11 protein-coding genes and 2 pseudogenes are annotated in these 14,289 nt (G+C 63.9%); 4 read left to right on the top strand and 9 right to left on the bottom strand.

Features of this window, described 5'->3' with window-relative positions:
• Nucleotides 1-631 precede the first annotated feature (631 nt).
• Nucleotides 632-994 (bottom strand): hypothetical protein, encoded by a 363-nt coding sequence (locus IIB36_15030; GenBank protein ID MCH7533051.1) that lies wholly within the window; start codon nt 992-994, stop codon nt 632-634.
• Nucleotides 995-1,149: 155 nt separating this feature from the next.
• On the opposite strand from IIB36_15030, the gene IIB36_15035 reads away from it, so the two are divergent.
• A complete protein-coding gene (locus IIB36_15035) occupies nt 1,150-1,431 on the top strand; it encodes a type II toxin-antitoxin system Phd/YefM family antitoxin (protein ID MCH7533052.1) in 282 nt (93 codons plus the stop codon).
• Nucleotide 1,432: 1 nt separating this feature from the next.
• On the top strand, nt 1,433-1,738 hold the full coding sequence (locus IIB36_15040) for a type II toxin-antitoxin system RelE/ParE family toxin (GenBank protein ID MCH7533053.1): 306 nt from the start codon (nt 1,433-1,435) through the stop codon (nt 1,736-1,738).
• Between the two features lie 413 nt (nt 1,739-2,151).
• On the opposite strand, the pseudogene IIB36_15045 reads toward IIB36_15040, so the two are convergent.
• The 4 genes and pseudogenes from IIB36_15045 to IIB36_15060 all read right to left on the bottom strand — a co-directional run bounded on the left by IIB36_15045 (nt 2,152) and on the right by IIB36_15060 (nt 5,281).
• Nucleotides 2,152-2,810: pseudogene (locus IIB36_15045) on the bottom strand (transposase).
• A 185-nt stretch (nt 2,811-2,995) separates the two neighbouring features.
• Entirely contained in the window at nt 2,996-3,547 is a 552-nt protein-coding gene (locus tag IIB36_15050) for a type II toxin-antitoxin system HicB family antitoxin (protein ID MCH7533054.1), read from the bottom strand.
• Nucleotides 3,548-4,640: 1,093 nt separating this feature from the next.
• A complete protein-coding gene (locus IIB36_15055; GenBank protein MCH7533055.1) occupies nt 4,641-5,054 on the bottom strand; it encodes a PIN domain-containing protein in 414 nt (137 codons plus the stop codon).
• On the bottom strand, nt 5,051-5,281 hold the full coding sequence (locus IIB36_15060) for a hypothetical protein (GenBank protein ID MCH7533056.1): 231 nt from the start codon (nt 5,279-5,281) through the stop codon (nt 5,051-5,053). Before IIB36_15060 ends, IIB36_15055 begins: the two co-directional genes overlap by 4 nt.
• An 838-nt stretch (nt 5,282-6,119) precedes the next feature.
• Between IIB36_15060 and IIB36_15065 the strand changes: the two are divergent.
• A pseudogene (locus tag IIB36_15065) lies at nt 6,120-6,703 on the top strand (hypothetical protein).
• Between the two features lie 188 nt (nt 6,704-6,891).
• Here the strand turns inward: IIB36_15065 and IIB36_15070 are convergent.
• From IIB36_15070 to IIB36_15085, 4 genes are read right to left on the bottom strand one after another with little or no spacing between them, the layout of a single operon-like run.
• On the bottom strand, nt 6,892-7,812 hold the full coding sequence (locus tag IIB36_15070) for an MBL fold metallo-hydrolase (GenBank protein MCH7533057.1): 921 nt from the start codon (nt 7,810-7,812) through the stop codon (nt 6,892-6,894).
• Nucleotides 7,813-7,865: 53 nt separating this feature from the next.
• Entirely contained in the window at nt 7,866-11,315 is a 3,450-nt protein-coding gene (locus IIB36_15075; GenBank protein MCH7533058.1) for a UvrD-helicase domain-containing protein, read from the bottom strand.
• Nucleotides 11,316-11,358: 43 nt separating this feature from the next.
• Nucleotides 11,359-12,423, bottom strand: a complete 1,065-nt coding sequence (locus IIB36_15080) for an aldo/keto reductase (protein ID MCH7533059.1) — start codon at nt 12,421-12,423, stop codon at nt 11,359-11,361.
• Nucleotides 12,424-12,427: 4 nt separating this feature from the next.
• Nucleotides 12,428-12,784 (bottom strand): TIGR04076 family protein, encoded by a 357-nt coding sequence (locus tag IIB36_15085; GenBank protein MCH7533060.1) that lies wholly within the window; start codon nt 12,782-12,784, stop codon nt 12,428-12,430.
• Nucleotides 12,785-12,892: 108 nt separating this feature from the next.
• On the opposite strand from IIB36_15085, the gene IIB36_15090 reads away from it, so the two are divergent.
• Nucleotides 12,893-14,278 (top strand): hypothetical protein, encoded by a 1,386-nt coding sequence (locus IIB36_15090; GenBank protein MCH7533061.1) that lies wholly within the window; start codon nt 12,893-12,895, stop codon nt 14,276-14,278.
• The last annotated feature ends 11 nt before the right edge of the window (nt 14,279-14,289 follow it).

Below are 14,289 nucleotides of genomic sequence, written 5' to 3' on the forward strand. Positions count from 1 at the left end.
GTTACCCCCAGGAGTTTCGGGGACATGAGGACCCTCGGTCTGTGCCCAGGCTCATGTTTCCCTCCCGAGGTTCTGCCTCAACACTGGCCGCCTTTGCTCCGCTGGGTCCGGGTGCCGAACCCGTTCCCCACCATCATCGCTCGTATGCAGCCATCCGACTCCCCATGCCGCGTCAGCATGCCTCCGGTCTGCCCTCGGCTATGCCTTACCAGTCGCGCAAGCGTTGGTTCTGTGCGCCACGACTCTCGTCGTGAGGCCGGCCGTCGGTCCGCTTGCAGCCGACGGCGCGTCGGAGTGGGTCACCGGTTCTCCGTCGCCCGGATCCTACGACTGGACGGTCAGGGGTCTCCCAGGTTACCGGGCCGTCTTCTTCGGCCGTGCCACAGTCGTCCACCCCGCCGGTCCCCCTTCGGCTCGCCTTTAACGCCTCCGGGGATGCTGCTTTCATGGTTGCTGAGCCCCTGAGCATCCGGGATGAGCATTTCGAGGCTGCATATCCTGCGGCCCAACTCGCTCGCCTGACTACGCATCAACCGCCCCCTTACGGAGACGACTGCAAGTCTAGCTACCAGCCTGCTGGCTATGCTTTGACTGGGTGGGGATCGCACCCACTAGACAGCTCTTCAAAGTTTCAGTCTACATCCGCTGACCTCCTCTCCGACCGGCATTGCCTGGTCGCTTCCAGCAATCGCTCCGACAGATGGTCGGCATCAATCCGGTCCCCCTTGTTGCCCGATCGCTTCTCGCCTCTCAGGTCGCACACGATCACCCGGCCCACCCGAGGACGCAGCAGGTCGTACAGCCACTGTGCCTGCGTGCCCTCTTCGAACGCTACGTGCACCGTCCCGGCCAGCGCGTCGAAGAACTCTGTGATCGAGCGCTCGCTCGTCTCGATCACGCTGCGCGCGATCACCCGCCCTCCTTCCGTCCGCACCGTCACCGCTGTCATTGCCTGATGTACGTCGAGCCCAACATACTTGTTGTTCCGTTTCATGAGAGCCGCCCTCTGTTTCGGTCCATGGTCGTTTCGTAACTCCACGGTACCCACAGGGGGCGTGCTTTCAAGTTGTGTTAGAAAGAGCTGGAGCTGTCCGGGCCGTACAACATGTGTAGTACCTTGTATGGTACCAAGTGACGTTCAGAGGAGCCATGTCGAGTCTAAGGCCGAGTCAAGATATTCAGCCCCTGTCCGCCTTCCGGGCGAATGCTGCCGGCTTCCTGAAAAGTGTCCGCGAGTCGCAACGACCGCTCATTCTTACTCAGCACGGGAAAAGTGCTGCGGTCGTTCTCGATGTCGAGCACTACGAAGCCCTTATCGAGGAGCTGGAGGTGATCCGGGATATCAGGCAGGCGCGGGCGGAGCTCGAAAGCGGCGAGGGGATTCCTCACGAGACGGCGATGGCAGAACTCCGGGCAAGAGTCAGTCTTTGAATTGAAGGTTGTCTGGTCGCCGCTTGCTCTACGCCGGGCCGCCGACATCGTCGATTTCATCGGGAAGGACCGTCCGCAAGGTGCGCTGGACTGGATCGAGGGGCTCGAAGAGCGCTTGACGGCGCTCCCTGGGTTGCCGGAGCAGGGCCGCGTCGTGCCCGAATGGTACGAGCGGACGGTTCGTGAGCTGATCTACCACCGGCATCGCGTCATCTACGAGGTCCACCAAGACCATGTGGAAATCCTCACCATCCGCCACAGTCGGGCAGCAGCTTGGCGAATTGGGGGACGAGTAATCGGGCGGTGAGCGGTAACCCTGATGGGTAACACTTACTGAGTACTGATGGGTAACAGTTCTCGTTCTAAGCTGCTTGTGTAATTATTTAGTTTTACCTCCTGGCCAGGGAGTCCGCAGCGCGAAGCGCGGAGGAACCCCGAAGGGGAGCGAGCCCCTCGAGGGTAGCGGTTTTGCGAGTGTGCTGAAGCGGCGGGGAGGTCACGCGGTTCTCAGCACCGAGGGTTTCGAGACGAGTGGCCGTCATGATCGAGGATGGCCGGTTCGCGGACGTGAAGCCAGCCGAGCGAGACGGGGCCGAAGTAGACGGCCCAGATGTCGTTGTCGATCTGCTCGAGCCCGATGTACTCACCGCCGAGCAGATGGGAGACGTTGACCCATTCGGAGTGCCATCGGATGCCTCCGTTGGTGGAGACCTCCCGTGCTCACGTGCGTGCATAGAAGCGTTCGATATCGAAGTCCTCGCTGTTCTTGAGCATGAAGTAGGTGGCACGACCGAGGCGTGCGGCGAGAACACTGAGCGCTTTCCCTTTGCCGTGGCGGCGCTCGAGCTTCTTGAGATGAGCCTGGCCGCGGGTGTTGTCCTTGAGGAAGAGCACGGCGGCCTCGCTGAAGGCCTATTTGCGATGGGCGTTACCGATCTTGGCTGCCGACGCCGGAGCAGATCGCGCGTCGCGCGCATGTCACGCGGATAGACGCAGGCCAGAGGGAACGCACCACCACGCAGCAGCACCGCCGTCTTGTGGGAGTCGATCTTGTCGTTCTTGGCCTTGGCACTGTGGATCGCTTTCATGTAGAGCGCGTGACCGAGCACGAAGGCGATCCCCTCACGGGCACAGAGATCGGCGAGCCAATACCAGCAGAAGATGCACTCGCTGCCCATGACGAGATCCGAACGGTAGGGCTCAAGCGCGCGAAGCAAGGCCTCGGGCTCACAGCGCAGCCTTTTGTGCAGACGCACTTCGCCTTGGGAATCCAAGACGCACAGGTAGAGCGTGCGAGCATGAAGGTCGATGCCACAGTAGTATAGATGCTGGCCCTTGAATTGAAGAAACGCATGGTTCCCCTCCTGGGAAAGATGGATTGAGCTTGCGCTCTGATCCTTCCGCCCTCTCGGCGAGAGGTCCAGGAGGGGGCCTGCATGAGTATCAAGCGATTGCTACAGTCGCGGTGGAGCGTCGCGGCTCGCGATCTGCGTCGGCATCGTGGTCCCGCAGCAGAATTCCAAAGACGTTAGAGAGCGGCTCGTCCACCAATAGGATCAGGCGATCAGCGAGCCTTGGTAGCCGGCTTCCGGCTTGCTGATGTTTTCGCCTTACGCGCTCTAGCCGTCGCTGACGCAGCCTTGGCCGGTGCCTTCGCTGCCGCCGCTTTCGCCGCCCGCGGCTTCGGGACCTTCCGCCGAGGGGCAGGAGACTTGGACTTCGTTGAGCTGGCTCCCTTGGACTTCGTCTTTCTAGAGTCGTCGAGCACCAAGACCTCAGCCGCTCGGTCTATGGCTGATAATCCAGACTCCAGCAGTCCACCGATCCACTCATTCATGGAGAGTCCTGCCGCTGCGGCCGCCGCCGCGATCTGTCGATGTGTGGTGGGGCCGACCCTCACGTTGAATCGTCCCGAGAACGGCTTCTCCGGCTTCTCGCCCCGGATCTTGCACACCTCGAGGTATTGATCCACAGCGCGACGCATCGACTCGGATAGCTCCTCTACAGACTCGCCTTCGAAATAGAGCTCGTCGCGTAGATCCACTACGTGTCCGGCGAACAGCGCGAGTTCCGCGTCGAACTCGAACACACCTGTATACCCCTGATATTCAATCATTATGACGCGCCTCCCTTTCGGTTCTAGCCGAAGTCCGCGTACCGATGAAGCGCTCGACTTCCCTCATAGCCGACCCGCTGCGTCCAAAAAAGACCGAAGGCGCTTCACCAACCCCTTTCCACACTCTCGCCGTGAATGGGGCCGATCCACGGTGAGTTTTCGTTCCCCGATGACGAAAGTGACTGTCGACCCTGAACCTTCATACACCTCCGCTTCCAAGTGCTTGAGGAGGGCCTCTGCCTTCTTCCAATCCAGACCGCCATTCAGGCGCCGAATCTGTTCGACGGTCTTATCGTGCTTCCCCATGGTGTCATATGATGGCGCCACCCGGAACGTGGTGTCAACATGTGACACCACGGGCCGCTGCTCTCTAACACGGAATTGCTGCTGTCCGGGTAGGCTGCTGGGTCTGAAGCACCCGCCTTGCAACTCGCGTCTCAGGTCGGCATCGTGGTCCGGCAGCAGAATTCCAAAGACGTTAGAAAGCACACCACCTTGGCGACTGTCTGAATCAGGGCGAAACGCTTGGCACGAGACGATTTCACCAAGAAGACGGCCCGTCTACTGGCGGATAGGGTTGGGAGGTTCCTCACAACCCTCAGCGAATAGTGTCGGCGCCACCGGCACTTGCCGCTCGCGGACCGACACGCCGCGCTCAGCAGGCGATTGCGCGGACATTTCCAGTACTTCGGCGTGAACGGCAACGGCCGGAGACCTCAGCAAGTGCACCTCCAAGCCACAAGGATGTGGTTCAAGTGGCTCCAGCGCCGAAGCCAACGCGGAAACCGCCTGATCTGGGAGCGGTTCGGTGCCTATATATCTCAAGGCTCACCCGCTTCCTCCACCCCGGATCTGTGTCCAGATCTGGGCCCGAGCTCCGTGAGACTCCTCGGCGGAAGAGCCGAGTGGTGGAAATCTCCTCGCTCGGTTCTGGGAGGGCCCAGGTGGGCAACCACCCGGGCTACTCGACCAGTCGCGGAAGGAGTTAGTGGGTCTGAATGTTAGTGGGTCCGAAGCACTCGCCTTGCGGCTCGCACTTCGGATCGGCATGCTGGCCGCGCAGCATCGCGAGCCGTTATGAAGCCCGGTCTGACTACGCGATGAGGGCAAGCAGTTCGGGTGGGGTGACGGTCTTCACCGGGGACTTCTTGAAGCCTCTCTTATCGCGTGTGACGAGATAGTCAGCCTCGGCCTTCTCGGCGCACGCCGCCTGAGCCGCATCCTCGAAGTCCGTCCAGTCCAGAGCCAGAGCATGGCGAATGCGGTCTTCGTCCACGGGCACTACTCGGACCACATGGAGCAGATCCGTGAGGACTCTCCGGGCCTTCGCTTTCCCCATGTGCTTCGAGAGGAGAAAGTGCAGGGTCGTGATCGTGTGGGCGGCGACCAGCCCTTCGACGGCCCGAGCCTCGACGTGCCGAAGTACGGCCTCGGCATCATCGGCGAACGGCTCTCTACTAGCCAGGACGTCGAGCACGACGTTGATGTCGAGAAGGACCCTCGTCACTTGTGCTTGGCCTCAAGGTGAGCGCGGTACTCCTCCCGTGACGCAGAGGAGGGAAGGACGCCTCGAAGGCGCGTGACTACTGGAGTCGCGGTCCCCCCCTCGTCTTCAAGCGAGCCGAGAAACGAAGAGACGAGCTGGGAGACAGAAGTGTCGTTGAGTCGCGAGAAGCGCTTGGCGCGCTCAACGACGGCCGAGTCGACCGAAAGTGTGAGTTTCGTCTTAGGCATGAGTCCGCTCCTGGTATACGTACTATCAATATCAATATATACGTACGATGGTTCTGGGAGCAATGCGGCGAACTTCATAACGAGTATCAGGCCCTCGGAGTCAAAAGCGCGCAGGTTCCCCTACCCGCCGGGGCGCGGCGGTCGAAAGTAAGGCGTCGGTCGTCGTGGTCTCTGACTTCATTTCAGCAGCTGGAGCAGAGCTTGAGTCTCTGCACCAAACACATATCGAGGTTCACCCGCGGGTCCCCCTGAGGCGAGCTCGGCAGGGGCGGGAGCAGAAGCCGCGTGGGCTCCTGCGACCTAGAAATTCAACTGTGCCCTCGTACCGTCCGACTACGATTCAAGGCGAGCAGGCTCAGGGCCGTGAGGCCGGTGGCCAGTTAGCTCCGGGCTCGGGTGAGGGGCAGAGACCAAGTTCGAGCGATTGTGATGTAAGTAGGGAGCGGGAGGCGGCGTCCAATCAAGCGAAGCGGCTGCCGGGCGTCGTCCGGTGTGCGCCGCAGCTCGAGGTAGCAGTCACGGCTCGGCCAACCTCCCCTCCGTCCTCAGTGAACTCCTAGGGCGTGCTGAGTTCCCCGGAAGCGTACGGGTGCATGAGATCGCTTCGGACTTTGTCCCCGGAGTCGAGCGAGACGAGTTCGATGTCCCCTACGTCGTGCGTTTCCCCCTACATGATCCTGAACTGATCTTGCCGGGCTGAGATCTCGTCGTCCGGGTGTCGCTCCTTAAAAGCGATTGCTGTTGCTGCGGGAGAACGGGAGGGTCGCGCGCTTCGCGCTCGGCCGCCATTCTTGTCGCGCAAAAGAATCGCAGACCGTCAGGAGGCTCGAGGGAGAAAGTGTCGGAGTGGCAAGCAGATATCGACACAATTCTCGGGCACCGGCACGACAACGGTGCGGACCACTGGGCGACCCCTGACGGACGGATCTACGTCGGCAACCCGTACAGCACGATCGCGTCGCTATGCATGCTTCACGAACTCGGCGTGGAGCAGGATCACGAGGCTGTAGCGGGTGGCGTCACAGCGATCATTAATGCCAGTCGGCTCGACGGTCGAATTCGCGTCGCCCCGAAGGCTCCCCTCTATCCATGCTACACGGCCGAAGCCACTGGGTGACACGCCGACCTATCGGTCCGTGCCACTGGGGAATCGGCGGACTCTTCATGCAGGTCGAGTACCCGTTCCTTCGCTACAACCTGTTCTACTATGTGTACGTCCTGTCGTTCTTCGGGCTGGCACAGCAAGACGAACGGTTCCGCTGTGCGGTAGCCGTGCTCGAATCCAAGCTTGACGGTGATGGTCAGCTCGTGGTGGAGCGGCCGCATCGCGGACTGAAGGAGCTCACGTTCTGCGCGAAAGGGAAGCCGTCTCTTCTAGCCGCAGCACGGTATCGGGAGATCGGGCAGAACCTATCCCGGTGACTCCAATGCGATGGGCCTCTCAACACGGGTTTGCTGCTGTCCGCGTAAGCTGTGTGGGTTCGGAAGCGCTCGCCTTGCAGCTCGCGCTTCTGTCTTCTGTGTCCGAGATCGAGAAGCAGTGGGTTGGTCCAGCGTATCGCTTTCCGGCCACCATTCACGCCCCGGCAGACGTATGCTAGAGCTAGTTGCTAGTAGACATCGAGGTCCTTCCCCGACACGAGCGGTCCGGAGTAGCCGGCGGCCCGGATTTCCCGGATCAGACCCTCGTCGTCAGTGCCCCACATAAGGTGGTGGTATAGGACCAGCAGCCCCGGTCGTGCGCGGTTCGCGATGTCCGCGAGCTCCACGGTGGACGTGTGGAAACTGGTGTGGTAGCGCTGCCAAGCAGGAGGGCGCGTGGGAAGTCGCTCGGCACTGTAGACCTCGTGCACCAGGATGTCGCACCCGCCGCATGCCTCCACGATCGATGCGCTCGGCGCCGCGTCACCGCTGATGACGATGGTCCGGTCCGGACCCTCGAAGCGGTATCCCACCGGTTGTTCCCAACCACCGTGGTCCACGAGGATCGCGTAGACCTTCACGAGATCGTCCTCGTACACGAGCCCGGGCTCGATCTCCGTGGTCAGCGCGCGGTAGGCGTCACGGTTGGCGTCGCGCGGCTCAGGGCCATCGATGCGCACGGTGATATCCGCCGACCACGCCTCGACGATCCCGTCCATCATCTTCTTCGTGCCGGGCGGACCGTAGACGTTGAGCGGCACGGGGCGATCCAGAACCCATGGACTGAGTAGCAGGTCCGGCAATCCGACCGTGTGGTCGGAGTGCAGATGCGTGAGGAACACGTGGTGGAGCCGCGCCACTCGCAGAGCAGGGATTCCCCGGTCGCGAGCCGCCATAGCGGCGCGCCGCACGATGCCGGGACCAGCGTCGATGAGGTAGGCTCGGTCGTCTACCACGATCGCGGTGGCCGGACCCGAGCGCTCGGGGTCTGCGTTGGGCGTCCCGGTGCCGAGCAGCACCAGCCGTGTGCGAGGCGTCTCCTGAGCCTTGGCCTCAACGCTCACCAACCCGCCGATGAGGAAGTGACAGAGGAGTGCGAGCTGGCGCATACGCAGGAGGAGAATGTCATTCATGGACCGCGACCTCAGAGGAAAGAATTGCGTTACCAGGACTCCACGCGTCCCTGTGCCGTGAAGAAAAGGACGCGCTCCTTCACCGGCTCACCCGTGAGCCGGGCCCACGCCTCCGCGTACAAGTCGACTTGCCGCCGATAGGCGTCCAGCCGCGTTCCGAAGTCTGGGTCGGTCCCCAGGTCGGTCTTGTAGTCGGCGATCACCCAACCGTCCGCCTCCAAGAACGCCAGGTCGATCACGCCTTCGAGGACCTGGTGGGCTCCAGAAGGCTCTTCGGGCGCCGGCTCGCTCTCGCTTTCCTGGATCGCATCTAGAGAGAAGAGGTCGAGCTGCTTGCGCGGCCTCTCATCGGGACCGCGCGCGTCGCGCGGCGGGCCCGCGGCCGGCGCGTCGTCGACGCCTAGGTCGGTGGGCTGCGACGCGGCAAAGGGCACTTCGGAGAGCACGCGTTCGGCCCGGTGCGCTCTCTGCCACAGATCCGACGCAAGCACGGATTCCACGACGCCGAGCAGTTCGTCCAATTCGGTCGGATCCCCGTGGTCATCCAACGGTCTCTCGTACTCGACGAGCAAATCACGGCACGCGGCACGCAGCGCTTCCGGTGTAGTACCTTTCCCGGCTGCGGCGAGCGCCCCATGAACCGCGCTTCCCCACGAAAAGCCACGGAAGGCCTGCCTGTCGCCCTGGTCGCCGTCCGCCGGAGCACCCGTCGGAGCCGGTTCGCCCCGCTTCGAGAGCTCGGTCACCGAACGGTACACGAACGAGGGTGTGCTGAGCGCCTCGAGCCGGTCCGCGGCCTCGCGTCGCATTTTCTCCACGGCCTCAGGGGTCAGCTCCAGTTGCTCCCGCGGCTCGGGCTCGCTCGCCTCCAGCTCGAGTTCCTCCGCGTGTTCGTCCAACCACGGGTCGAGGGCCCGCCAGGGCGACCGGTCGTTTCCATCCGGCCAACGCGCGACCACCAGCTCCTTCTTCGCACGGGTCACCGCAACGTAGAGCAGCCGCACCTCCTCAGCCGCTTGGAAGCGACTCTCCGTGGACTCGTGATCCGCCCAGCCCTCGGGTCGCGCCAGGACCTGATCTCCGCGGAAACCATCTCGGAACTCCGTGACGCGCAGATACCCGACCGCGGTGCCGTCGTCCGTCCGGTGCATGTGAATCTCGGGGATTCTGGCCCTCGAACCAGTCGGGTCCGCCAGGATCACGACCTCGGCCTCGAGACCCTTCGCCTGATGCAGGTTCATGAGACGCACGACATCCGGGCGCCCGGGCTCCAGAGGAGCCTCGGCTTCCGCGAGCTCGAGCGCCGCCTGGAGCGCCTCGAGCGCTCCCGGCAATGAAGCGTCACCCGCGAGTGCCGCAGCGCGAACCGCGTCCAATGCGTATACGAGCGCACCTGCTCGGAGCGTCCCTAGCTCACCGGCGGCGGCGAACGGCAGCAGGCCGAGCTCGCTCGTGAGTCTCGAGACGAAGATGTCCGCCGGTTGCACCGTCGAGACTCGCCACCATTCGTTCAGGGTTTGCAACGCTTGCGCTACGTCGGCTTGCCCGCGCTCCCGCGGCCGGATGACGTCGAAGGCACCTCCGTCGAGACGGTGCTGAACCAGTCGCTCGTAGTCGATGCCGAAGAAGAGCCCGACCAAAACCGCGACGACCTTCACTGGATTGGTCGGGTCGATCAGGCACGCCAGGACCGCTTGCAGCTCACGTAGCTCGCTCTCGACGCCGACACCCGCACCGGTGACCTGGACCGGCAGGCTGAAGGCCTCCAAAGCTCGTGCGTAGCTGTCGAGGTGGGACCGCGTCCTCGTGAGGATCATGAAGTCTCCGCTCGACCGTTCTCCGGAGGCGACCCGGCTCGCGATCCAGCTCGCGATACGCGCGGCATCGTCGTCTGCCGCCGCGGAACCTCGGGCAGCGTCGGGGGCCACGGCGTACCAGAAGACGCCCTCGCGCGAGGTCGGCTCTCCTGGCCGCGTGTTCAGCGGCTCGAAGCCCGCCTGCTCCGGAGTCGCCGACGTGGGGAAGAATCCCTCGGCATCGAACAGCTCATTGACCAGATCCCCGATCGGCGGACGCGAGCGGAAGTTGGTCGTGAGTTCGAGCACGGCTCCGAAGTCGCGGAAACGGTCCTTGACGAATCCGTAAAGCTGGATGTCCGCGCGCCGGAACCGATAAATACTCTGCTTCGGGTCCCCGACCACGAAGAGCGCTCCGTCTCTGGGGACCGCGGAGCGCCAGTCCGCCCCCTCAGCCGGACCGTCTCCCTCGTGCGATGCGTCCTCGTCGTCGACGTCGGGATCCGAAGAAAGCAGCAGCATGATCTCCGCCTGCAGCGGATCGGTGTCCTGGAACTCGTCCACCAGAAGGCGTCGGTACCGCCGCCCCAGCTGTCGGCGAACGTGTGGGTTCGACCTGAGCAACTCGGCGGTCAGCAGCAGCAGGTCCTGGAAATCGAGCCGTGCGGTCCGTTTCCGGTGCTCGGCAAACTCGAGCGCGGCGTGTCGTGCCAGGCGAACCGCGAGCGCGTAGCGATGCGCGTACCATCGGTTCACCAGATCGCGGGCCGCCGTGTCTCCGACGCCGAACTCGTCGACCCGACGGCACAGCGCCTTCGCCATCGATCCGTCCCTCCACCGGTTCTGCGTAATCGAATGGCCCCGTGGGCCCCGCTTGCAGAGACGTGACAGCGCGTCGAAGAAGTCGGCCGGCTCTTTCCACCCTGTGACGTCGCGGGTGAAGTGGAGCGTCCTCAGTTTCTTCTGGAGCGGATCCCAGCCGCGGTTCGGTTCATGATCCGGCATGAGCTCCCACGCGCGATCAACGAGGTCGACCAAGACCGCTCGGACCTCGCTGAGCTCCGCGGCTGAAGGAGGTTGAGTGTCGTCCGTCGGAAAGTGCACGTCCGGATTCTCGACCAGATGGCCGAACAAACCTCGCAGCCGCGAGGGGCGCAGCCCTGCGTCCGACAGCTCTTCCAGAATCGGGTCCGCGTCGCGGGTGAGTCGTTCGAGATACGCCTCCCAAAAGTGTCGACGTAGCCGCAAGCGTTCCTCGATGGCGAGCTCTTCGAACGCCGGATCGAGGCCGACCTCCAAGGGCCGTTCACGCAACAGTCGGGAGCAAAACGCGTGGATCGTGCCAACGAAAACCCGGTCGATGTCGTCCAGCGCCGTAGAGAGCCGCTCTCGCACCAGGTCGTCGCCCTCCGGCTCACTAAGTTCACCGACGCGTTCCTCGAGATACATCTGGAAGCGCTCACGCAGCGCGGCAGCGGCCTTGCGCGTGAACGTCACGGCGGCGATCTCGTCGACGGTTGCCACCCCCGAAGCCACGAGGGCCACCATGCGCGCTACGAGCTCGGTGGTCTTCCCCGACCCGGCACCGGCTTCTACGAGCAAGTTCGTGTCGAGGTCGTCGCCAATGCGCGCGCGCTCCTGCGCGTCCGGAAACGGGAGGGTGATCACCGCGGGGTCATTCATCGCGCCAATTTGGGCAGGGTCGGCGGCCGGCGGAAGGCGAGGCTCAGGAAGCTTCGCTGTTGAGGTCGTACCGCATGATGCGGCCGTGCGGCCCGTCTCGATCGCGCTCCAAGCCGAACACTTCACCCAAGGGCCCAGGCGCGGCGTCCACGTGCCGGCGGATGCGAGCATGGTCGGTGGCGGACAGAGTGAAAGCCAGCGCACGGACGTTGCGTTCCATCTGCCCGACCTTCGTCGCGCCTACGATCACGGCGGCAACGTGAGGCTGATCGAGCACGAAACGTAGGGCGACCGTGGCCAGATCCACGCCACACTCTCGCGCGATCTCCCCGAGTTCGCCGAGCAGCCGCTGGAATGGGGCCCAACCGCCGAATTCATCGATGATGAGCCGATACTTCACCAACGAACGGTTCGCGAGGTCCGATGGTTCGTTGCTCTCCAACCAACGGTCGGTGAGGAAGCCGCCCGCCAGTGTGCCGTAGCTGAGCAATCGCATTCCGGTGGAAGATGCGTGCTCGGCCAGGCCCGCCTCGGGCCGACGATCGAGCGCCGAGTACTGCACCTGGTCTGCGACAATGCGGATCCCCGCGTCCTCGATCCTACGCAGACGGTCGACGCTCATGTTCGTTGCGGCGACGTGGCGAATCTTGCCCGCCGCCTGGAGATCGCCGAGCCAGCCCACGGCCTCCTCCATGCCCGGGACATCGTCGCGCCACCAGTAGTACTGAACGAGGTCCAGCCGGTCGACGCCGAGGCGTGAGAGCGACCGGTTGACGCTGCGCTCGACGTACGCGCGATCCACGCGGTCCAATGTGGAGTAGTCAGGCACGAACTTCGTGTGGATCTGGAGCGGCGCAGCGTGCGACGTGCTCTTCCAACGTGTGATGAACCGCCCGTACAGCTCTTCCACGCCTGAGTAGATATCCGCGCAGTCAAACGTGGTTAAACCGAGATCGGCCGACCGTACCAGCACCTCGAGCGCGTCATCCAGGCCCTCCGCGGTGAGCCGATGCCCACTGGAGAACTGCCACCCCCCCTGAATGATTCGGGAGATCGAGTAGTCGCCGGCGAGCACGTACCTCCCGAGGTCTCCGGAGCCGCTCGTCACCTGCTCACGTCCCGTCAACGCCCTCCAGCGGGACGCGGGTGACCTCGGAGTGCCGGAACGTCGTGGTTCCCGTGCGCGTGATCCGGAATCGGGCGCCGCACAGCGGATCCGGGCACGCCACCTCCGTGTCGGTCGTCATCCAATCGTTTGGGTCCGTCTTGCGCTGCTTTGCCGGCAGCAGAGGGAGCAGCGCCGCCAGCGAGTAGATCGGGAACGTCTGGCCCGGAGGGATAGTGAGGTTCTCACCGGACAGCTCGAAGTAGTCTCCGACCTTGTGGTTGCAGACCATGGGTCGGTCACCCATTACGACCTCGACGCGAAGGTCGTAGAGCGTGAACTCATCGTGTGCGGACAACGGCAGATTCCTTTCAGAGGTGCTTGTCGGAACGTAGGATTCCGCCGGCCCGGACACGACCCCTGCGGACACGACCCTGGCCACGCGCGACTCTGCCACACATGACCCTAGACGGTGATCCTATTGCACCAGGCTTCGCCACCTGCACCGCTCTCCTTCCATGGGGGTGTCGCGGGGGCGCTCGCGCCGTTCGTGCTCTTCCTGGCGGGTGTCTCTTGGCTCGGCCTCTCAGGCGCACCCGACGAGACGGGCTTCTGGCCGGTGCTCTTGATCGCCATCGCTCTCGGGCTCTTCCTCGCCACCGACAAGTCGGCGTACTCCGAAGCCGTGATCGACGGAATGAGCCGACGGATCGTCATGATCATGCTGCTCGCGTGGCTGCTGGCTGCCGTGCTCGGTGTGCTGCTTCGGGAAAGCGGCCTCGTCGGAGCACTCGTGTGGGCGACGAGCGCCGCTGGAGTGAGCGGCGGCGGCTTCGTCGCGGTGAGCTTCCTCGTGTGCGTCGTCTTTTCGACCGCTACGGGCACCAGCCTCGGCACCATCCTCGTGTGCGCGCCACTGCTGTACCCCGCAGGCGCCCCACTCGCGGCGGACCCGGCCTTCTTGATCGGGGCGATCATCGCTGGAGCCACGTTCGGCGACAACGTCTCTCCCATCTCCGACACCACGATCGCGTCGGCGACCACGCAGGGCGCAAAGCTGGGCGACGTGGTCCGATCGAGGCTCAAGTACGCGCTACCGGCCGCGGCGGTCGCGCTACTCGTGTTCGTGTTGTTCGGCGGGTCCGGTGCCGCCGCGGATGGCCTACAGACCGAGCCCGACGCCCTCGGGCTGCTCATGCTGGCAGTGCCGGCACTCGTGCTTACCGTACTGATCCGTCAGCGGCACCTGATGGAGGGGCTCATCTACGGAATCGTGAGCGCCACGCTGCTCGGTCTGGCCCTGGGGCGGTTCGCCGTCGCCGATCTGCTCTCGATCGACCGGGACAACTTCATCGCGACCGGCATGATTCTCGACGGCATGCGCCGAGCGATCGGCGTGTCGATCTTCACCGTGCTGCTCATGGGACTCGTCGGTGGGCTCGAGGGCGCCGGCCTGCTCGGCCGCCTGACGCGCTGGGTACGGGCGCGCGCCACCTCAGCGAAGAGGGCGGAGTGGTGGATCTTCGGGACAGTGTCTGGCGCCACTGTGCTGACCACGCACTCGACGGTCGCGATCGTCACGGTCGGTGATCTGGCGAGGGACATCGGCGAGGCGTCGGGAGTCGGGGCGAACCGCAGGGCGAACATTCTCGACATCGCGGTCTGCACGTATCCGTTCTTGCTGCCGGTCTTCATACCCACCGTTCTCACGGCCTCAATGACCGCCGACGTGACGGGAATGCCACGGCTATCACCCTGGGAGGTCGGGCTGCACAACGTTCACTCGTGGGCACTGCTGGCGGTGCTCGTCTTCGCGATCGCCACCGGCTGGGGTCGGACCGCTCAGGACCCTGCCTGAGTCACAAGCCC

Source organism: Gemmatimonadota bacterium, assembly GCA_022560615.1.
Classification (GTDB): Bacteria; Gemmatimonadota; Gemmatimonadetes; order Longimicrobiales; family Gaopeijiaceae; genus UBA1138.

Bases quoted from the DNA above. Each gene is read 5' to 3' on its own strand.
- IIB36_15050 (MCH7533054.1), bottom strand. From the start codon at position 3,547: ATGATTGAATATCAGGGGTATACAGGTGTGTTCGAGTTCGACGCGGAA.
- IIB36_15030 (MCH7533051.1), bottom strand. From the start codon at position 994: ATGAAACGGAACAACAAGTATGTTGGGCTCGACGTACATCAGGCAATG.
- IIB36_15075 (MCH7533058.1), bottom strand. From the start codon at position 11,315: ATGAATGACCCCGCGGTGATCACCCTCCCGTTTCCGGACGCGCAGGAG.
- IIB36_15070 (MCH7533057.1), bottom strand. From the start codon at position 7,812: ATGCGCCAGCTCGCACTCCTCTGTCACTTCCTCATCGGCGGGTTGGTG.
- IIB36_15060 (MCH7533056.1), bottom strand. From the start codon at position 5,281: ATGCCTAAGACGAAACTCACACTTTCGGTCGACTCGGCCGTCGTTGAG.
- IIB36_15035 (MCH7533052.1), top strand. From the start codon at position 1,150: ATGTCGAGTCTAAGGCCGAGTCAAGATATTCAGCCCCTGTCCGCCTTC.